At 61.6% G+C, this 19,315-nt stretch carries 17 protein-coding genes; 9 read left to right on the forward strand and 8 right to left on the reverse strand.

All coding sequences use genetic code 11. The annotated features are described in order from the left end of the window. Positions 1–71 precede the first annotated feature (71 nt). The 4 genes from BUB29_RS03430 to BUB29_RS03445 form a co-directional block, all read right to left on the reverse strand. On the reverse strand, positions 72–350 hold the full coding sequence (locus tag BUB29_RS03430) for a WhiB family transcriptional regulator (RefSeq protein ID WP_003826822.1): 279 nt from the start codon (positions 348–350) through the stop codon (positions 72–74). Between the two features lie 102 nt (positions 351–452). Then, entirely contained in the window at positions 453–2,351 is a 1,899-nt protein-coding gene (locus tag BUB29_RS10070; protein ID WP_033521771.1) for an FtsK/SpoIIIE domain-containing protein, read from the reverse strand. 378 nt (positions 2,352–2,729) lie between these two features. Beyond that, entirely contained in the window at positions 2,730–3,731 is a 1,002-nt protein-coding gene (locus BUB29_RS03440) for an LCP family protein (protein WP_193349678.1), read from the reverse strand. Between the two features lie 760 nt (positions 3,732–4,491). Then, positions 4,492–5,829, reverse strand: a complete 1,338-nt coding sequence (locus BUB29_RS03445) for an LCP family protein (RefSeq protein WP_420796169.1) — start codon at positions 5,827–5,829, stop codon at positions 4,492–4,494. A 339-nt stretch (positions 5,830–6,168) separates the two neighbouring features. Here BUB29_RS03445 and BUB29_RS03450 point away from each other — a divergent pair, with 339 nt between their 5' ends. Genes BUB29_RS03450 through BUB29_RS03460 form a run of 3 tightly spaced genes read left to right on the forward strand, consistent with a single transcriptional unit; the run spans position 6,169 to position 11,098 of the window. Further along, positions 6,169–6,468, forward strand: a complete 300-nt coding sequence (locus BUB29_RS03450; RefSeq protein WP_033521767.1) for a WhiB family transcriptional regulator — start codon at positions 6,169–6,171, stop codon at positions 6,466–6,468. Then, positions 6,465–9,596, forward strand: a complete 3,132-nt coding sequence (locus BUB29_RS03455) for a glycosyltransferase family 2 protein (protein ID WP_081888356.1) — start codon at positions 6,465–6,467, stop codon at positions 9,594–9,596. Before BUB29_RS03450 ends, BUB29_RS03455 begins: the two co-directional genes overlap by 4 nt. Next, positions 9,593–11,098, forward strand: coding sequence for a DUF5719 family protein (locus tag BUB29_RS03460; protein WP_033521765.1), 1,506 nt, complete (start codon positions 9,593–9,595; stop codon positions 11,096–11,098). Before BUB29_RS03455 ends, BUB29_RS03460 begins: the two co-directional genes overlap by 4 nt. 92 nt (positions 11,099–11,190) lie before the next feature. Here BUB29_RS03460 and BUB29_RS03465 read toward each other — a convergent pair whose 3' ends face one another. Further along, positions 11,191–11,619: a metallopeptidase family protein gene (locus BUB29_RS03465; protein ID WP_143155137.1), complete on the reverse strand. Its 429-nt coding sequence runs from the start codon at positions 11,617–11,619 to the stop codon at positions 11,191–11,193. Positions 11,620–11,697: 78 nt separating this feature from the next. Here BUB29_RS03465 and BUB29_RS03470 point away from each other — a divergent pair, with 78 nt between their 5' ends. Continuing rightward, positions 11,698–12,489, forward strand: a complete 792-nt coding sequence (locus BUB29_RS03470; RefSeq protein ID WP_033521762.1) for an HAD-IIB family hydrolase — start codon at positions 11,698–11,700, stop codon at positions 12,487–12,489. 10 nt (positions 12,490–12,499) lie between these two features. On the opposite strand, the gene BUB29_RS10075 is transcribed toward BUB29_RS03470, so the two are convergent. Further along, complete coding sequence (locus BUB29_RS10075) at positions 12,500–12,763, reverse strand: hypothetical protein (RefSeq protein WP_234945681.1); 264 nt, start codon at positions 12,761–12,763, stop codon at positions 12,500–12,502. A gap of 229 nt (positions 12,764–12,992) precedes the next feature. Here BUB29_RS10075 and BUB29_RS10295 point away from each other — a divergent pair, with 229 nt between their 5' ends. Further along, a complete protein-coding gene (locus tag BUB29_RS10295) occupies positions 12,993–13,337 on the forward strand; it encodes a ComF family protein (protein ID WP_407640909.1) in 345 nt (114 codons plus the stop codon). Between the two features lie 194 nt (positions 13,338–13,531). Here BUB29_RS10295 and BUB29_RS03480 read toward each other — a convergent pair whose 3' ends face one another. Continuing rightward, positions 13,532–15,079 (reverse strand): MDR family MFS transporter, encoded by a 1,548-nt coding sequence (locus tag BUB29_RS03480; RefSeq protein ID WP_052109166.1) that lies wholly within the window; start codon positions 15,077–15,079, stop codon positions 13,532–13,534. Between the two features lie 606 nt (positions 15,080–15,685). On the opposite strand from BUB29_RS03480, the gene BUB29_RS03485 reads away from it, so the two are divergent. From BUB29_RS03485 to BUB29_RS10090, 4 genes are all read left to right on the forward strand, one after another. Beyond that, complete coding sequence (locus BUB29_RS03485; protein ID WP_034249473.1) at positions 15,686–17,212, forward strand: sugar transferase; 1,527 nt, start codon at positions 15,686–15,688, stop codon at positions 17,210–17,212. A 213-nt stretch (positions 17,213–17,425) separates the two neighbouring features. Then, positions 17,426–17,866 (forward strand): helix-turn-helix domain-containing protein, encoded by a 441-nt coding sequence (locus tag BUB29_RS10080; protein ID WP_234945682.1) that lies wholly within the window; start codon positions 17,426–17,428, stop codon positions 17,864–17,866. Continuing rightward, positions 17,866–18,066, forward strand: coding sequence for a helix-turn-helix domain-containing protein (locus BUB29_RS10085; protein WP_051914849.1), 201 nt, complete (start codon positions 17,866–17,868; stop codon positions 18,064–18,066). The genes BUB29_RS10080 and BUB29_RS10085 overlap by 1 nt, the downstream gene beginning before the upstream one ends. A 95-nt stretch (positions 18,067–18,161) precedes the next feature. Continuing rightward, positions 18,162–18,443, forward strand: a complete 282-nt coding sequence (locus BUB29_RS10090; protein ID WP_081888358.1) for an IS3 family transposase — start codon at positions 18,162–18,164, stop codon at positions 18,441–18,443. Between the two features lie 38 nt (positions 18,444–18,481). On the opposite strand, the gene BUB29_RS03500 is transcribed toward BUB29_RS10090, so the two are convergent. Then, entirely contained in the window at positions 18,482–19,309 is an 828-nt protein-coding gene (locus BUB29_RS03500; RefSeq protein WP_033521757.1) for a hypothetical protein, read from the reverse strand. Positions 19,310–19,315 lie beyond the last annotated feature (6 nt).

Consider the following 19,315-nt stretch of genomic DNA (forward strand, 5'->3'; position numbering starts at 1 on the left):
AAGCTTACGCTTTCCGCCCCTCTCGTTCGGCGAGCATCAACAAGAACCGAACGTCTTAGATGATGCAGATATCAGATCTGCATTTGCATGGCCTGCGAACGACGCAGACGCATCGCCTTACGCTTGAGCTGACGACGTTCGTCCTCGCTCAGGCCACCCCACACGCCGTAATCCTGGTTCGTGTCGAGTGCGCACTTCAGGCAGGCGTCGATCACCTTGCAGGTGCGGCACACGGCCTTGGCCTCTTCGATTTGCTGATACGCAGCGCCGGTGTTGCCGACGGGGAAGAACAACTCGGGATCCTTGTCGCGGCATGCGGCCTTGGCTCGCCAATCAAAAGCGCTGCTCATTATTTCCTCCCAAATGGAATGTCCAAAACAATCTTTCCTGTAACAGATAAGCACGTTCCACCAAGTTTTTCAAGAGTTTTTCTCGAAGAGATTGGCGAAGTTTCACGAACTGTCTCCAAATGGGCATTGTACCGGCACCACCCGAGCACGGTCGATAAACACCGCTCGGCCCGGCAAAGTCAGGCTTTCCGCGTCGAATGACAACCATAGGGCGGCGGGTATGCCGTTCATCTGGTCGGTGGCCTTGTCGGCGGTGGGGAACACCACGCGCACCGCGCATTGCTCGGGGATGCGCACATGGCGGCTGGACTCCACGGCGAACACGACGAGTGTGCCGTGATCGGCCAGTGCCTCGCGCAATTGCACTCCGAGCGGATCGGCGCAGAACGGGTCGAACAGCGGATCAGCGTCATCCACCAGCCATACGAGCCGCGGCGATGCCTGCGGCATGCCGGCGTGGGCATGGGCGGAACCGGAGCCGTGGACGTTGTTGGAACCGGAATCACCGTTGGAACCGGGACCGCCATTGGAACCGGTGCCAGCGCCGGCATCGGCCATGTCAGCGTCCTCGTCGCACCAACCGGAAAGCGTATGCGTCTCATATCCAATCGCGCCGCGCCGCGTCCAACGCACCGTAACCGCGTCGGAGGCATCGTCGCACAACCGGCCGGCGATCTGGCCGGCGATCTGACCAAGCAGCGTGGTCTTGCCCCGGCCTTGCGGTCCGATGACACCGATGTTGCCGTGATCCAATGGCAGTATGGCGGTGTGCAGCGTCACACCGTCATCGGCCAAGGCGAAGGGGATGCCGCGGGAAATGTCGCTGGAAGCGGGAAGCGCCGGCAGTCTCGCCACTGTGCGGGGCAGCGGAACGGAGAACAGGGCGGGCGGTGGCACGGTTCCGTGGTATCGCGCGGCCAACCCCACCGCGTCGACCATGCGCGTGATGTCCCTCGCCGCGGCGCAACGCCATGCCTCCACGCCTTCGCCGTCATTGCAATACACCACGCCCGGCAACGACGGCGGAATCCCCGCGGCCCTGCCGGAACCGAGAATCTCCACCGACTGCATGGCGTCCCGCACGCGCAGACACAATCCCAACGTCATATTCGCCTTCATCTCTGAAGAGACCTGACCGACTGGATGCTGCGTGCACGCGATCACATGCATGCCGAGCGAACGGCCCAATGAGGCGATACGCACGATACGGTTCACCACATCGGGAAGCTGTTCGCGCAACGCATGGAACTCATCGACGACGACCACCAGCCTGGGCGGGGCCGAACGCAACGCGGCGACATCATGCGCCCGCCGTTCGGCCACCAGCCGCTCCCTGCGCTTCAGCTCGACATCCAACGCATGCAGGGCGCGGACGGCATGCTGCAGATCAAGATCGCACACATTGCCTACGCAATGCGGCAGCCGTTCGAGCGGGCGGAACGCCGTCCCGCCCTTGAAATCAAGGAACACGAATTGGAGACGGTCGGGAGGATTACGCACCGCCATCGCCAGACACCAGCTTTGCAACAGCACGGACTTGCCCGAGCCCGTGGTCCCGGCCACCAAGGCATGCGGCCCCTGACGGCTCAGATCAAGCCTCACCGCATCATGCTGCGCCATACCGACCGGCACACTCATCGAAAACGGCAACAACCATTGCCGGGCCACGGTCCGCCACGGCAGGGGATCGGTTTCACGCCGCAACTCCAGCAGCGTTTCCAGATCCACGCTCGCAAGACGTTGCAACACCGCCGCATCATCAGCGCCACCAAAATCCGCGGCGGACGAACCTCCCGACGGCACGGCATGGCGGGGGAAACCCTCGGGATCGTCCGTGTTCCCGTCCATGCCATCGGAACGCTGCAACCGCGCCAACGCCAGCGAAGCCATGCATCCCAACATCGAGGGAACCATCATCGCGGCGAACATCCACTGCCGGAATGCCACCATCATGGCGATCAGCATGAGCTGGCCCGTCATCGGCGCCACCATGACCAGCATCGTCAGACGTTCTGTCCGCCGCGTTGGCCCCGCCTGACCCGTCTGTCGTTCCGTTCGTCCTTGTCGTCGCATGCACCCAGTGTGCGGTGAAGCGCGAACGGCGGTCAAGCCGTACGGGGCATGTGGTCGACACTCCACCGATCATTCACGATTCCTCCAACATCGCTTTTCGCTCATACGCAATTTCGAACGCGTGGCAACGCGCATGCGCGGCCGTACACAGGACGGCGCAAGACGCGCAGAACAGGGGAGTACAAATCAGGAGAACACAAATCGGAGGAACATCGGCAACGACAATAAGGGCGACCATCTTGGAAGACGAGCCGCCCTGAAATCAGTTTGCGGGGAGCGCATCGGGAAGCGAAAAACGTGATCCTGTCAGCCTTCGGCCAGAGTGCCCACCTTGCCTGCGGCGTGGGTGCCGGCGGCCAGCTGGCTGAACAGGTCAGTGTTGCGCGTATCGTCGAGCAGTACCGACGAACCGATGCCGTCGACCATATAGCCCGGATCCGTCCAGTACACGCTGCCGCTGATGCCATCGTCCCCGGTGGCGGCCTTGAATGCGAACGCCATCTGCGCCAACGTCAGGGGGGAGGTCTTGTTGTCCACGGTGATCGCGGCAAGCGCCGCATCCGCGGCTTTCATCACCTTCGCCGGGCTGGACAGTGTTTCCTTGGACATGGCCTTGGACATGATCGCGCCGATCACCTGACGCTGGCGCTGCGCACGACCGAAATCGCCGTTCGCGTCCGCGTAACGCATACGGGAGAACGCCAGCGCGGTACCGCCGTCGACGGTATGGCAGCCCGCCTGCCAGTCGAGCCCGGAATACGGGTCGCTCACCGTCTGGTCGTAGCACAGGTTGACGCCGCCGATGGCATTCACTACGCTTTGCAGGCCACCGAATTTGATCTTGGCGATGTGGTTGATCTTCTGTCCGGTGATCGATTCGACGGATTCCACCAGGGACTTGTTGCTGCCAAGCTCCGCGGCGGCGTTGATCTTCATATACTGGCCGTTGACCTGCACCAGGGAGTCTCGCGGGATGGAGATGAGCGAGCTCGGTCCGGACTTCGGCTTGGTGAGCACGAGGATGGTGTCGGTTCTGAAACCGGGGGTGTCGTCGGCGGTGCCGCCCACGGTGCCGTCACGTTCGTCGGAGCCGAGGATAAGCCATGATGTGGCCGGACCGTTGGATTTGCTGGTTAGCCAGTCGTTCTCCTTGTTCAGACGGCCGTTCACCCAGTTCCATCCGCCGAACACGGCGAGGGCCAGTGCGCCCAGCAGCACGAGCACCGCAAGGGTGATGATGCGCTTGGGGCCACGGCGCCTGCGCGGCATGGCGGCGGAGGCCGGGCCGTTCGGTCTGCTTGGAGGCATGGGGGAGGCGCTTTGCGGACGTGTCGAACCGCGATACGGCGCAGGCTGCGCCGCGGGACGGGACACGCGTGGGGAAGTGCCGTTGGTGCCGCGTGAGGTTCTTGCCGATCGGGACGATGAGGGAGCGAAACTCATGGGTGCTGCAGCTCCGTTTGGATTCTGGTTTGCAACCCGGTCCGATGCCGGGGGGACGGATGGGGCCGTCGGTTTTGCGGTCTGGACGGACGTGCCACGGCTGATGGGGGAGGAGCCCGTGGGGAACCGGTCAGCGTGGCTCGCGGTGGAGCGTGCCGCCGGGGACGCGGCCCGGGTGGGTTCCGTACGTCGACGGACCGGGGGGGTGAAACTTGGCGGGATCGGCGATGCGGTGTCGGAAGCGGAAGCGGTGGAAGCCGGCAAGGATGCCGGCGAGGGGGCCATCGAAGGAGATACGGAGGGGGATGCGGGAGCTGCCTGTGCGGCGGGTGCCGCTGATGAGGCAGCTGATGCTGCCGGGGATGCCGGGGATGCGGGTGCGGCGGAGGCGGTGCCGCGACGACGTGAGCCTGCGGGAATGAAGCTGGGCGGAGTGCCCTGTGGACGCTGTCCCTCATTGTCCTGTGCCATGTCGCCTCCTGAGCAATACCAAAATCTATGCCACTGTTGCACATAATGCCGTATGAACGGGTGCCTAAACGAGGTTTTTCCTCATTTCCGGCACAAGGCGACGCCGGGCTCGCCCCGCGTCGCCTTGTGCGATCGTTGATTCCGGCGCGTTCCGCTATTGCACCGGGCACACCACATTGTTGAGATACGCCTCGGAAATGCCGAGGACTTGACCGGTGTTGGCGTCCTGGACGGCTCCGGTTTCCGTATCGATCACACCGCCAGTGGCGGTATCGATGTACCTGCCGTCCGGGGTCTTCTCCACGCCTTCGGCGACCTTCGTGTTCTGCGGGGTCTGTTGCGCGTTGTTCTGCGGGGTCTGTTGCGCGTTGTTCTGATCGGCGGAATCCTGCTGGTTCGCGTCGTTGTTCGAGGAATCCTGGTTGCCGTTGTCGGTGCTCTGCTGCGTCTCCTCGATGAACGGTTTGCCTTCCCTCATCTTGGCCCACAACTGGTCGGCGCTCGAATCCCACACCACGCGGTTGGGGTCGTTCGGCGCCGTTACCACGGGGAGCGTGCGCGTATACACGTGGGACACGTTCAGGTTCTTCAGGCTCATGGCCAGACCTGCGAGCGTGGCGGTGTCGGCGAGGCCATGCGAGATGTTCAATGATTTGAGCGCGGACTTCGCCAGCTGGTAGAGCTCGCTCGTATGGGTGAAGATGTTCTTGTCGAGTGCCTGCTGCAGCAGCTGCTTGATGAGGTACTGCTGGCGGGTGGTGCGCTGTACGTCGGAGCCGTCGCCCATGCTGTAGCGGGTTCGCGCGTACTGGGTGGCGCTCAGGCCGTCAAGCTGGTGCAGGCCCTTCGCAAGATTGAGTCCGGTGTAGGGGTCCTTCACGTCGGAGGGGATGCAGATTTTCACACCGCCGATGGCGTTGATCATATCCTTCAAACCGTTGAAGTCCACCACGATGAAGTTCTGGATGTTCAGGCCGGTCAGCGAGTTGACCGCGTTCACCGTGCAGCTCGCCGCGGATGCCAGATCGTCACCGGTGGTGTAGCCGTTGGCGAAAACCGAGTTGAACATCACGTTGTACTGGGCGCTCATCGTGCCTTTGCTGGTTTCGCAGCTCGGCGCGTCGACCAGGGAGTCTCGCGGAATGGAGACGAGATTGATGTAGCTGCGGTCTGCGGAGATCTGCACCACCATGGTGGTATCCGCTTGATGGGAGCCTTCGCTGGTGTCGCCGCCGCCGCCGATGGCCGCATTGTCGGCGCCGTCACGGGTGTCTTGGCCGAGCACCAGAAGCTCGATGGACTTGCCTGCGTTCGGATCGACGAGTTCGGCTTCCTTCTGCCCCTTCTGCGGGATGATCCTTACCTCGCCGTTTTCGATGGTGCTGTTGATATCCAAGAATGTGGCGGCCGCCGCGGTTCCCACGAAGACCAGCGTCGCTACCAGCACATATATAACGGTATTGCGCACTCGGTGATGCATGCGGAATGCCATGCTGTGATGCGGCGCTCTATCCCTCCAGCCGCCCACGTTGGGCACATCGGACTTGCTGGGAATGTCGGCACCGGATCGTTGCTCGTTCACGCTTGCGAACCTTCCTGTATGGGGCAAAACGTTTTGATTGTACGGCATGGAGTTGAAAAGGGGTCTGCAAGCGTTGTTTCCTCACACCTTCTTGAAAAATGCGCGCAACATGGAAAGCTTCCTTTATATAGCACATCCCGTGCGAACATGTGGTAATGACATGTCTTGAACTTGACAAAAACGAAGCCCGAAGTGTGTAATCTATCTGTTGTTGACAAGGTCAAAAGGGCGGGCAAGGAGGATGCGCGTATGTGGGGCATCGCCAACGATTCCGATGAGGAGCCAACCGGCGGGCTGTGGGGGCTGTTCCTGCCGGACGGTGATGTCACCTGGCAGAACAAGGCGTTGTGCTCGCAGACCGATCCCGAAGCGTTCTTCCCCGAGAAGGGCGGTTCCACCCGTGACGCGAAACGCGTGTGTGCACAATGCGAGGTGCGTGAACAATGCCTGAACTGGGCCATCGAGCACGATGAACGATTCGGCATCTGGGGCGGCATGAGCGAACGTGAACGTCGCAAGTACAAGAAGATGCGCAAGGAGCAGATTTGACACAAGATCTTCAACGGATTCTTGACGGCGGCGTACGGCAGGTACTGTCCGACGCGCTGGCCGCACGTCCGTATTCCCACTGCCAGTTCGTGTCCGAAACGGTGACTGCGGTGGTCACCTGCGAGGATGATATCCGATTCCTGCCCGATACACTGGCTGCGGTCCTGGAACAGACCGTGCTGCCAGGTGTCATCGTGGTTGCCGACTGCAGCGGGCAGACCATGCACCCGGTGGAAACGTCATTCGACGTGGTGACGACATCGTCGGAACCGTTGGAATACGTGCCCCAGGCACAGACCGTCAGCGTGCAGGTCGTGAACACGCGCGGCGCACGCTCCTTCGGCGACGCGGTGCAGCGTGCGATCGGCAAGGCGCGTCTCGGCGATGAGGTGAAAAGCTTGTGGCTGCTGCACGACGATTCCCGCCCGGCGAACGCCAACTGCCTCGAAGTGCTGCTCGAAGCGCAGCGCAACACCCCCGGCGCGTCCCTGCTGGGTGCCAAACAGCTTGACTGGGAGGGGGAGAACCTCCATGATGTCGGCGCATACGCGAACAAGCATGGCGTCGTCTCGCTCGTAGTGGACGGCGAACCGGATCAGGAACAGTACGATTCCCGCGCCGACGTGTTCAGTGTCTCCCTCGCCGGCGCATTGCTGCCGCTGATGACCCTGCGCAGCATGGGCGGCATCAATGGATGGTTCACCACCTACGCCGAGTCCATCGACTTCTGCCGCCGCGTCAGCCGCAGCGGAGGCCGCGTGCTCGTGGTTCCGCAGGCTCGCATCGCGCATCGCCGCGCCCGCTACGAGGGGGTGCGCACCCGCAACGGCGAGGAAGTGGACGAAGAACTCCCCGTGAAGCCGTCCATGAGCGTGCTTGTGGCGGAGCAGCGCTATCAATACACCGACATTGCGCGCCTACGCTGGCCGCTGATCTGGATCTTCTCCCTATTCGCCGCGTTCTTCAAAACGCTCGCCCGACTGGTGAAAAAGCAGCCGTATGAGGCATGGTGCGAACTGTGCATGCCATGGCATGCACTGACCTCCGTCACTTCCGGCATCCAAGCGCGCGCCATGGTCGCCCGCCAGTCGAAGGTTCCGCACGCGCAGCTGAACATGATCACCGCGACGCGCACCCAGCTTGCCCAATGGCATGACCGCAGAAACGCCTTGGACGGGCAGCGCAACGTCACCCTGCTCAGTCCGCTCGTCCGCTCGCACTTGCGCATCAGGGCCGTGAAACGTTGGTCCGCAGCGCTCGCCATGGCGGCTGTCGCATTCGTGGCCGTGGCCGTAATATATTGGCCCGTCCTGCGCGCGCTGTTCTCCGGCGGATCGTTGTATTCCAACCAACTGCTGCCTACCGGAGCCACGTTCGGCCAGCTCGCCGAAGCCGCCAGCACGCAATGGGTGTGGAACATCGGAGGCGGCGTCTCCATGCCGCCCGCCCCCTGGCTGTGGGTGCTGTTGGCGACATCCCTGTTCACCTTGGGCAACGTCGCCGCAGCCACCGGTCTGCTGTTCTTCCTCGCGGCCCCGCTGAGCGCCCTCTCGTTCTGGGCGTTGGCCGGCATCTTCACCCGCTCCGACACCGTGCGCATCGCCAGCGGCCTGCTGTGGTGCGCGTTCGGCCTCGCCATGGGCCTGTACGCCACGGCGAACCTGCCGATGCTCACCGTGATGATCTTCCTGCCCGCCGCATTCGCGTTCGTGTTCCGCGCGGTCGGTCTCTACCACACCGAGGATCAGGTACGTCCGCGCGCATCCGTGCAAGCCGCGGCCGCCGCATCATTGTGCTTCATGCCGGTCGTCGCCGCCGAACCGCAACTGCTACTGCCGCTTATCGTCACTTTCCTCGTGTTCCTGCTGTTCGTTCCACGCCACCGTGCCATGCTGCTGCTCATGCCCATCCCGGCCGCATTCCTGTGCGCGCCCACGCTGGTGCACGCCGCACGTCTCGCACGTCACGGCGCATGGCGGCAGATCTTCGGCGACATGAACGTCCCCTCCGTCGACGTGAACGGCTCACCGGATTCGCTCAACCTGTCCGGAGTGGTGGACCGCGCGTTCGGCATCGACATCTACAATCCGCTCGACGACCTGATGGACGGCGGCTACAGCATGGGCATCCTCGTCGCGCTCATCGTGGCGCTGGCGCTCGCAATCGTTTCGCTGATGCTGCCATTCGCATTGCGTGTTTCGCGCATGATGTGGGTCGTGATGCTCACCGGTGGAGCCCTCGCCGTGGTTTCCGCCCATGTGGTCATCGCGTTCGGTACGACCGGTGCGATTGCCGGCTCCGTGCTTCCCGGCCTGACACTGGCCATGCTCGGCCTGATGTCGTGCGTGTGTCTGATGGCCGGAGGTGCGGTACGCAAGTTCAAAGCCCTGCGCGTCTCCAAAACAACCAAAACACAAGCGCAGGAGGGCGGGAGCAACGGCAAGACAGCATCCAGCCTGCATTGGCTCGTGGCGGTCGGCCGCATGCTACTCGTGCTCATACTCGCGGCCAGCATCGTGGTATGGTCCGGCTTCGCATTCGAACGCAACGGCAAAGGGCAGGTAGCGGTAAGCAGCAGCGGCATGCCCATGGTCGCCACAGACAGCGTGCACAGCAACCACGATCAGCGTGTGCTCGCGCTATACGCGGATTCACGCACCGAAGTCTCCTACAGCATCATGCGCACCTCGCGCGGCGACCTTATCGACAGTTCGCCCGCATGGCGTGCAACCGTGGCATCCGGCGGGCACGACAACACCGATCGCACCATCGGCGAACTCGCCTCCAGACTCCTGTCGAACAGCGACTCCTCGGCAGTGGCCTCGCTGGCCAAACTCGGCTTCGGCGGCATATTCGTAGTGACCGGCGGCATCGGCAGCGAAGAGCTCGCCACCAATCTCGCCGCATCCGACGGCACGCAAACCGTCGTCGCCAACGAGAATGGCACCTACTACCGCCTCACCGCCGCTGACGGCAAGGGCATGACGGTGAACGCCGCCGGGCAGGACGAGGCACGGCACAACATGTGGCGCATCGCGTGGCTGGCGGCCCTGTGCGTGATATTCCTGCTCTACGTGCTTGTCGCATTCCCACGCAAACGCGACCAGCAGCCTCAGGAGGAAGCATGACATCGAATTCAACCGCCGCTCGCGTGCTGCGCGTCATCGCCGCCATCATCACCTCGCTGATCCTGGTGGGCGCGCTCGCCTTCATGGGTGTGGCGAATATGCCCCAGTGGCTGGTCGACCCGGCGAACGGCAGTTCCGCAACCTCGCATCGTGTGGTGCAGGAACGTTTGGAATCGTATTGCGGGGAACGCATGCAGCTGCCGGATTCCACCGATTGGGGCGACAGCGACTACCGCGCCTCCGAAGGCAATATCTCGTCTTCCGCCAGTTTCGCCGCGTTCGGCACCGTGCATGCCGCGTCCGTCAGCCCATTCGAAGTCACGGGCGCTCAAACCGCCAACCTGTCAGGCCCGGCCAACGCCGACAGCGATAACGGCATGACCTACCGCGACGACAACGGCTACCCGCGCCTGTTCGACGCGAACCTGTTGAAGGCCGACGCCAAATCAGGCCAGGCGGGCATTCTGGCATCCCAGGCTTCGGAAGGCGATCTGCGCGGCATCTCTGCCGCGACCTGCGTGGTGCCGGCCATCAGCCAGGCGTTCCTGCTGCCCTCCACCGGCACGGGTTCCAACCAGCAGCTCGTATTGGCGAACCCGTCGTCCAAGCCCACCACGGTAAGCGTGGAGGTATATGGCACGAAGAACGTGGGCAAGATGAGCCTGGCCACGTCGGGCAACGTTACCGTGCGCGGCAACGGGCAGTCCACCATGGACCTGTCCGCCGCGGCCCCCGGCCAGGACGGACTGTATGTGAAGGTGACCAGCGAATCCACTGCGGTCGCGGCGAGCGTGCGCGTGCTGGTAATGGACGGCTTGACGCCTAAGGGATCCGATTTTGCCATGCCGTTGGGCACCGAGGGCACGTCGAATCTGATTCCTTCGGTCAGGAAGGGCGACAAGACCACCCTGTACCTGTATGGCAGGAAGAACGCCACGGTCCGAGCCTCGTGGGTGAGCGACAACGGTCTCATCTCGTTGGGCACGTTCGATATCAGAGGCCAGCAGGTCAGTGCCATCGACTTGGGCAGCGTGCCGTCCGGCGTGAGCGGCATCCAGCTGGACAGCGACGACGTGTTCCTGGCTCAGGCCAAGGTGACGGCCAATGGCGGCGATGGTCAGGAGGATTTCGCCCTGTTGCCTGCCGTGGCTCCCGAGAAGCGTTCCGTCATATCCCTGCCGGACGGCTACGATCTGTCACTCACCTTGGCCAACACCTCCAATGCCGAAACCACCGCCACCGTGGCGTTTATGAACGATGACGGTTCGATGCGGCAGGGTAAGCAGGTAACCATCAAGGCCAATAGCGCCATGACCATGGACACGCAGGGCGTGGCGGCCGTGGTGGCATGCAAAGACGATACGGTTGCCTGGGGCCTGCGGCTTGGATCCGACGCCTTGGCGGGCAAGAAGGTCGCCGGCGTGTCCGCGGTCGGGCCGACCAAGCTTGGGGTGCGCGTGGCGCGTATCACCTCGACCAACAGCCTATTGCTGGTGCGCTAGCCGCTGGAAGGCTGAAGGCGTAATCGAAACGCTGGCTCCGGCATCGTTGAATGCCGGAGCCAGCGTTTTCGTTCAGGGCTGAAATGCCGTGCTCACCACTGGTAGTCGGGGTCGATCTCCTCCGGTCTGCGCCCGTAGAGTTCGGCCACACGCACCACCAGTTCGTCGCGGATCGCCCATTGCAGGTCGTCCCGGTTGCGTGCCCTGCTCTGCAACGGCATACGGTAGAGCACAATGCGCGCCGGCATGCCATGCGCGGCGGGGAACAGACGCGACATCACATTGGGCTCCAACTCCCAGGGCACCGGGTCGGAAGGCGGTACGTCCTCCACGGCGAACTGGATCGGGCGGATCAGTTCGGGCCATGCGTTATTCAATCTGCGGATATGCGCCGCGAGCAGATCGTCGAACATGCCCGAACGGGTGCGGTACCTGGGCAGGCGCACGCCGAACATGGGAGTGCGGGTGCCTCTGCCGTGGCGATTACGGTAAACGCGAGTATTCCATGGAGCTTCAACCATGGTTTCACTGTATGACATGCCACTGGCATTAGGGTAGGATACTGAACATTCAACCGTGCACGGCAAAGGAGAGCAAGCATGATCCAACGATGGGACCGTTTGGACTACGACGCCCTTGCCGGCAGCGCACGCATCATCGGATTCGATCTTGACAACACCCTCGCCAACTCCCGCAAGCCCATGCTCCCCAGTGTGGCGGGGCGTTTCAGCGAACTCACCAACCACATCGACGTGGCGGTGATCACCGGAGGGCGTTGGGAGCTGGTCGTCAGCCAGATCATCGACGTGCTCGCCCCGCAGGCATGCAAGAGCAACATGCATCTCATGCCCACCAGCGGCACCCGCTACTACCGTTGGCTGAACGGCGAATGGACGCGCGTGTTCAGCCATGATCTGACTGCGGACCAGTGCGCACGAGCTTCGGCGAGTCTGGAGCGCCGCGCCCGCGAAATGGGCCTGTGGCCAGGCCATGTATGGGGTGAGCGCATCGAGAACAGGGGATCGCAGATCACATTGTCGGTGCTCGGCCAGCAGGCCCCGTTGGAGGCGAAACAGGCGTTCGACCCGGATGGTTCGTTGAAACGCCGCCTGGCCGAAGCGGTGGCCGCTGACCTGCCGGATTTGAAAGTGCACGCCGGAGGCTACACCAGTATCGACGTTTCGCAGCAGGGCATCGACAAAGGATTCGCGGTGCGCGAACTCGCCAGACTGAACAACTTCCCGGTGGAACGGATGATATTCGTAGGCGACCGCATGAACGAGGACGGCAACGACTACCCGGCCGTACAGGCGGGCGCCATGGGAGTTGCGGTAAACAACCCAGACGACACGGTGAAGTTCATCGACGCGATGCTGGAGCGTATTGCGTGAACGGCACGCTTCAATCAGCGCCCCAAACATTCTGGCGGGGCATGCTGGGGCTCATCCTGCCCAGAGGATGCGCAGGCTGCGACAAGCCGGACGAAATATTATGCAGCGACTGCCAGTCGCTATTCCGCAGACATACGGTCTTGCCACTCAACGGCACACCAAGCGGCGCATCAGACGGCACGCCGGGCGCAGCCACCGCGCCAAACGCACTGAACGGCATACCATCGGCGGCAATCCAACAACCGGCCTGCGCGATGATATACGCGGCAGGCACCTACCAAGGCCACGTACGCCGGGCAATCCTCTCATGGAAAGACCACGGCGACACGGAATGTGACAAGGCATTCAGCCAAGTATGCCGGCAACTGGTAGCCGACAGCGGCATCATCGAAACACTACAGACCAAGCCACAGACTCTGCCACAGCCCATGCCACAGACGGAACACCAAACAGGCAGTCAAACACAAATACTGGTCGTACCCGCACCATCATCACCCAAATCCATGCGCACACGCGGGCGCAGACACCTCTGGCCGCTCGCGAAAGCCGCAGCCGCAGAACTGGCAGCCGCCGGAGTGGAAGCCTGTGCCGTGAACGCGCTACGAACACGGCACATACAGGGCAAAGCCGTGGAAACCCACAGCGCACTCGGCAGGGCAGCCCGACTCGACGGGCAGTTGGAGGTGAACGACCCGGGGCTTATAGCGGGCAAGAAGGTGCTGATCCTGGACGACATTGTGACCACAGGGACAACCATGCGCCGGTGCGCCGAAGCGATACGCGGGGCGCGGGGGAGCGTGGTGGGAGGATTGGCGCTCGCCGCCGTCCCACCGCCTGCTGAACGGTGAACGATGGACGATGAACCTGCACTGCTACAGGCCCATCATGGGTATATCCGTTTACTGCGACTGCAGCGACAACAACACGAGGTAAAAGTGACAGCAACTGTGACTGGAGTGACAGAATATGTCCCATTGGTCACAGTTGTTGTCACGCAGTCACAGTTATCGCTGCGTAGCAGCAGCTACAGTCCCAAGCCACATCATTTGTGCAGCTTGGCGACGGTCCTGCGTGCCAGGTCACGTGCCGAACCGGCGCCCTCGCCGCGCACACCGAGGAACACGATCACCAGCATCACCGCCACGATCAGCGTGCTGAGGCGCAGCACCGACTGCACGCCGAAAATACTGCCCGCAATCGCAGCCGCATGCCCGCCACCCAACGCGGCGGTACGTGTCGCGGCGATTGATTCCATGACGATCACCAGAATCGGCGCACCCATGGCACCCGCGATCTGGCGTACCGTGTTCGTTACCGCCGATCCTGCGGCAACCTCATGTGAGGCGAGACAGTTCAATGACCATGTAGTTACCGGCATCAGCACGAATCCCATGCCAATCTGGCGTGTGAACTGGCAGATCGACACCCACCAGATCCATGTGTGAGGCCCGATCAGGCTCATGCCGAGTGTGCCGAGCAGCAGAATCGTGGTGCCGACCAATGCCACGGGGCGTGCACCGAAACGGTCGAGCGCACGCCCGCCACCAAACTGTGCGATGCACTGGCCGATCGCGCCTGGAAGCATGATCAGGCCGCTCATCATGGCCGAATAGCCGCGGTCGTTTTGAATGTAGAGCGGAATGATCACCATGATCGAGCTAAACGCGAAGAACGCCAACGCTGCCGTCATCGTGCCCACTGTAAAGCTTTTGTTGCGCAGCACATGCAGGTCGAGCAGCGGCACTTCCACCTTGGGGGAGCGTGCGACCAGCCGCTTCATCACGTTGGAACCCGGTTCACATGGTGCGATGAACTGGCGGGCCACAAACCATATGATACCCAGCACTCCAATCAGCATTGCGCTCCACACCATCGGGTTCGTAAACGGATACGCCTCGATGTTGGTGAAGCCGAACATCAGCCCTCCGAAGCCGAATATCGACAGCACCACGGAGAAGAAGTCCGCATGCGCCGTGCGGTCAGATTCGCCGAAATTATGCAGGAAGCATACGGCCAGCAGCACCGAGGCCACGCCGATCACCGTGAGCGTAAGGAAGATGGAGCGCCAGCCGGTCATGTCGGTCTGCCAGCCGCCGATGGTCGGGCCAAGCGCCGGAGCCACGCTCATCGCCATGCCCACGGTGCCCATCGCCACGCCACGGCGTGACAGCGGGTAGATGGAGAACACGGTGATCTGCAGTACCGGCCACATCACGCCGGTGCCCACAGCTTCGAGCAAACGGCCCAGCAGCACCAGTACGAATGTGGGTCCAAGCCAGGCCAGTGCCGAACCGAGTGTGAACACCACCATGGAGCAGATTACGATCTGGCGTGTGGAGAAGCGTCGCGTCAGGAACGCGGTGAGCGGCACCATCACGCCCATGACCAGCTGGAACACGGATGTGAGCCATTGGCCGGTGGTTACGGAAATGTGGAAGTCGGCCACGATGGTGGGCAGTGCGGAGCTGAGCTGCAGCTGCGTGAAGTTGCCTACGAACGTGATGAACGTCAGGATCGAGATGGACACCAATGCGGGGCGGGTCAGTTTGCCGTTCACGTATGATTCCTCGCGGGTCAGTGCCCGTGCCATCGAAGCGCCTGTGGAACCTGTGGAGGCCTTGGCGGATTCCTTGCCCGGCTCCTTGGCGGAATGACTAATCAAACTTCTGTTCTTCTTCATAACCCTGCTCCATCTACCTACAGTCCATGCGTGGCTTCGTCTTTTGCGATCTGATCCCGAGCTCGGTGCCGGGCCGCCGCCATGTAAGCATGCTTAGCTTTGCCCATGCTGTTTCCCATACAAGCCTTTGCCATACTATTCCCACCGTTGACTGTTGGTGGCCGGGTTGCTCGGGGTTTGAGCGCATAACGAAGTGCAAAGCCTGCAGGCGTGTGGTGCTTGGCGAACTGCCGTGCGGTCCCGTTGCCCCCCGTTAACGCTCACCGCACCATCAACATTTGTTGATGAAAAGTGTGTGTTTTCGTTGGAAATGTGTTGAAATGCGGAGAAAATCATATCGAAAATGACATGGAAACGCTGCAAAACGTGCGTAGCAGCAAGACGCGCATATGCTGAGCTAAAAAATATGGGTAAATTTACTGAAAGCACGCTTGTAATGTACTGAGCGTTCGATAAATTGAAAGTCGCCCCCCCATGCGCTTTGGGGGGGGGGAGAGCCGGCAGGAGAAAGAAGACATGACGCAAGCCAATAGCACCGCACTGAGAGACACATCATGGCAGCAGCTGGTGAATGTTGCGTATTGGAGGCTCTTCGTCAATGCGGCATTGACTGTTTGCGATATGGCCGCGTTTGTGCTCGCTTCGGTGATTGTGCTTATGGCGCGCAATGAGGCGGCGTTGTATTCCGCTCGTTTCCATTTCCATATCAACCTGGCCGTGTATGTGGTTGTGTGCGCGCTGATTTGGGCGTTGTGCATGCACAGCGTGGGCGTGTATCACCGGCATGTGATGGGTGACGGCTACCAGCTGAACCTGCTGCTGTTCAAGGGCGCGGTGCTCGCCGGCATTATGGTGTGCGCGGTCGATTTTATTCTCAACTCGTATGTTTCCCTGCTTTCCACGGCGCTGATCATGGTGTGCGCGCTGCTGATCACCATGGCTGAGCGGTTTGTGATTCGCCGCCTGGTGCTGTTCGGCCGTGAGAAGGGCGCCTACTCGTATGCCACGGTGGTTGTTGGCTCGTGCGAGGGCATTGAGCATGCGTTGCGTTTTCTGAGCCAGAAGCAGCAGTTGAATTACCGCACGGTGGCGGTGTGCCCGATTGGCTTGAATGCGCAGACCGGGCATATTGAGGCTGCCAGCGCACCCGAGGGGTTTATGCAGGAGATTCGCCGGATTGGTGGTAAGGAGATTCCCGTGCTGGCGTATGGCGGCGATCTGGCCGAACGTGCTGTGGCCATGGGCGCACAAACCGTGATGGTGACGGATGTGCTGCAGCGGTTCTCCGACAATTTCAATACGTTTGCGTTGAGTCTTGAATCCATGAACCTGGAGATTGCGCTGGTTACCTCTGCCGCTGATGCGAGCGGCCATGAGACGAATGTGCGTGTGATTCATGGCGCTACGGTGATGACCATCTGCCTGCCGCAGTATTCGCCGGCTGTGATGCTGCAGAAGCGTGTGTTCGACGTTGTGGTCTCGCTGCTCGCATTGGTGGGTACGGCCATCATCACTGTTCCGGTGGCCATTGCCATCAAAGTGACCGATGGCGGGCCGATCTTCTATACGCAGACCCGTGTGGGCCGCCGTGGCAAGCCGTTCAAGATGATTAAGTTCCGTTCCATGGTGGTGAATGCCGACAAGATGAAGGCTGAGCTGGCTGCGGAGACTGGGCAGAAGGGTCGTTTCATTTTCAAGATGAAGGACGATCCGCGAGTCACCAAGGTGGGCAAGTTTATCCGCAAGTTCTCCATCGACGAGTTCCCGCAGTTTTTGAACGTGTTGAAGGGCGACATGAGCGTGGTGGGCCCGCGCCCGCCGCTGCCCGAGGAAGTGGCGCAATACAACCAAACATACGCTACCCGTATGCTGGTCAAGCCCGGCATCACTGGACCATGGCAGGTGTCAGGCAGATCCAACCTGAGTAAGGAGGAGTCGGAGTCTTTGGATGTCAGCTACGTGCAAAGCTGGTCTGTGTTGGGAGACATAGTGCTGCTTTTCCGCACAGTCGGTGCAGTCATCACTCATAAGGGTGCATACTGATAGAAGACAAGGTATAATAGTAAGTTTTCGTTAAACAATGGCAGTTTTTTCTGGTGTTGGGGGAGCTCCAGAAGTACAAGGGAAGCAATACGAAATATAAGCGATGTCGATACTCATCCCATAGATAAGGGAGCCGGCGGGCACAATCCGCAAAAACCGATTCGGGTGGGGGCTGCGGACATTTTCTTGGAGACCGAACGAAAGGATTTGGTTGTGTTCAGTCCCAAGGAACGCAAGCGGGCGGTGGAACTCTATCTCACGACATCAATGACGACCGCCGAAGTGGTCGAACATCTCGGTTATCCGGCCAGGCAGTGCCTGGAACGCTGGCTGGCGAAGGATCCCCGTTATGCTGGGCATATGAGGAGCCCCATCATCCCTCTGGAAACCAGGCAGAAGGCGATCGAACTGGTATTGGGCGGCATGCGGCAGAAGCAAGCCTCCCGGCAGCTCGGCGTGAGCGTGGGCGCCGTGGCTCATTGGGTCAAGGCGTATCGCGAGGGCGGCATGGCCGCGTTGCCGCCCAGGAACGGGAACGACGCGCAGGACGGCGGGGCGCTGTCGAGGCCGCGGGTGACGACTCCCCTGGCGATGACGGTGACGTGGAGGCGCTGCGCCGCAGGGTCGAGGAATTGGAGTTGGAGAACGCGTTGATGCGGGAGGTGGCCGATGCGTTCGCCGCGTCCAAGGGTTGTTACGGGTACCGCGGGATCAAGGCCGAGCTCAGAACCGGTGTCTCGGAGAAGGTGACCGGACGGATCATGGCCGAGGACGGGCTCATGGCGCATGTTCCTGGACGTCGCAGGTACGATTCCCACGGGGGCGAGACGACTCCCGCTCCCGTGGGAACCTGATTGCCTGGGACTTCACCGCCGAACGTCCCAACGAGAAGCGACTGACAGACATCACCGAGATCAAGACGGCGGACGGCAAGGCGTATCTCTCGTCGGTGATCGACCGCCACGATGGCAAGATAGTCGCCTGCATAGCCGGATACGGCCCCAGCGCGCAGCTCGCCGACACCATGCTGGAGAAGGCGGCCGCGGAGGGCTTCTCCAGCGGGATGAGGGCCGGGTCCGTCTATCCCGAGCGGTGGGAGGAGCGCACCTGTGGGGAGGTGCTCGCGTTGATCGACGAGTGCATCCACTGGTACGACCACGATCGCATCAAGCAATCGCTTGGTTGGATGAGCCCGGTGCAATACCGGCTGAGCCATGAATTGGCTGCGTGATTAACTCCAAGAAAATGTCCGCAGCCCCATACCCGGGTTTATGGGCGTTTTTTGCCTATGGCCCACCACATCCAGCGTTGTATGAAAAGGTTCGCGAGGGTCAGCAGCACGAGCGTAAGGGCGGTGGCTGCGAGGCCCGCGAGAAGCTGTGAAAACCACGGTGTGGACGCCACGTCAATGCCGATGACGCGGAAAAGCCCGATCTTCACGATGTTGAGTGTCAATGCGTTCAGCGCGTAATAGACGAGGCTGTAGCGGCCGATATGGGCCAGCATCCGGCATGACCACACCGCGATGCACAGCCAGATGACGGCGAACGTGCCAAGGAATGCCGCCGCGACCGATGCGGTCAGCAGCGCCGGACCATCCGGTACGATTCCGGCCACGACCGGTACCGCCAACGTCAGGAACACTATGGCCGCGCAAGCTGACGATACGCCCGCTCTTCCGCGCGGAATGGCTTTGAGCCATTCCTTCAGCACGTATCCGACGCACATATAGCCAGCTGCCTTGACTCCGGCCACAATCTGGAAGGGTAGTGCAGGCCATCCGGTCTGGGACGAGACGAATGTCGACAGGATGACGAATGCCATTCCAATAGCGGCAAGCACGCGCCCGTCATCAGTCAGGCTGGTCAGCCCGTACATCAGGCATTCGCCCACGAAGAACGCCATGAGGAACCACAGTCCGTTGCCCATGACGAGCACGTCGAGGAACTGGTGCGCAATACCGTAGTCGTGGCTCGTCTGGAAGGCCGCGCGCATGGCTGGTATGAGCAGTATCGCAAACGGTTTCGCGAGGAAGTACAGGGAGAACACGTAATACGGCACCAGCAACGTCTTGGCCTTGCGCGCCAGGAACGCCATGAACCC

It is taken from the genome of Bifidobacterium merycicum DSM 6492 (assembly GCF_900129045.1).
GTDB lineage: Bacteria > Actinomycetota > Actinomycetes > Actinomycetales > Bifidobacteriaceae > Bifidobacterium > Bifidobacterium merycicum.

Coding starts and splice junctions, on each gene's coding strand:
- BUB29_RS03430 (WP_003826822.1), bottom strand. CDS start 350: ATGAGCAGCGCTTTTGATTGGCGAGCCAAGGCCGCATGCCGCGACAAG.
- BUB29_RS10070 (WP_033521771.1), bottom strand. CDS start 2,351: ATGCTGGTCATGGTGGCGCCGATGACGGGCCAGCTCATGCTGATCGCC.
- BUB29_RS03440 (WP_193349678.1), bottom strand. CDS start 3,731: ATGCCTCCAAGCAGACCGAACGGCCCGGCCTCCGCCGCCATGCCGCGC.
- BUB29_RS03445 (WP_420796169.1), bottom strand. CDS start 5,829: ATGGCATTCCGCATGCATCACCGAGTGCGCAATACCGTTATATATGTG.
- BUB29_RS03450 (WP_033521767.1), top strand. CDS start 6,169: ATGTGGGGCATCGCCAACGATTCCGATGAGGAGCCAACCGGCGGGCTG.
- BUB29_RS03460 (WP_033521765.1), top strand. CDS start 9,593: ATGACATCGAATTCAACCGCCGCTCGCGTGCTGCGCGTCATCGCCGCC.
- BUB29_RS03465 (WP_143155137.1), bottom strand. CDS start 11,619: ATGGTTGAAGCTCCATGGAATACTCGCGTTTACCGTAATCGCCACGGC.
- BUB29_RS03470 (WP_033521762.1), top strand. CDS start 11,698: ATGATCCAACGATGGGACCGTTTGGACTACGACGCCCTTGCCGGCAGC.
- BUB29_RS10295 (WP_407640909.1), top strand. CDS start 12,993: ATGCGCACACGCGGGCGCAGACACCTCTGGCCGCTCGCGAAAGCCGCA.
- BUB29_RS03480 (WP_052109166.1), bottom strand. CDS start 15,079: ATGGCACGGGCACTGACCCGCGAGGAATCATACGTGAACGGCAAACTG.
- BUB29_RS03485 (WP_034249473.1), top strand. CDS start 15,686: ATGACGCAAGCCAATAGCACCGCACTGAGAGACACATCATGGCAGCAG.
- BUB29_RS10085 (WP_051914849.1), top strand. CDS start 17,866: ATGCGGGAGGTGGCCGATGCGTTCGCCGCGTCCAAGGGTTGTTACGGG.
- BUB29_RS03500 (WP_033521757.1), bottom strand. CDS start 19,309: ATGGCGTTCCTGGCGCGCAAGGCCAAGACGTTGCTGGTGCCGTATTAC.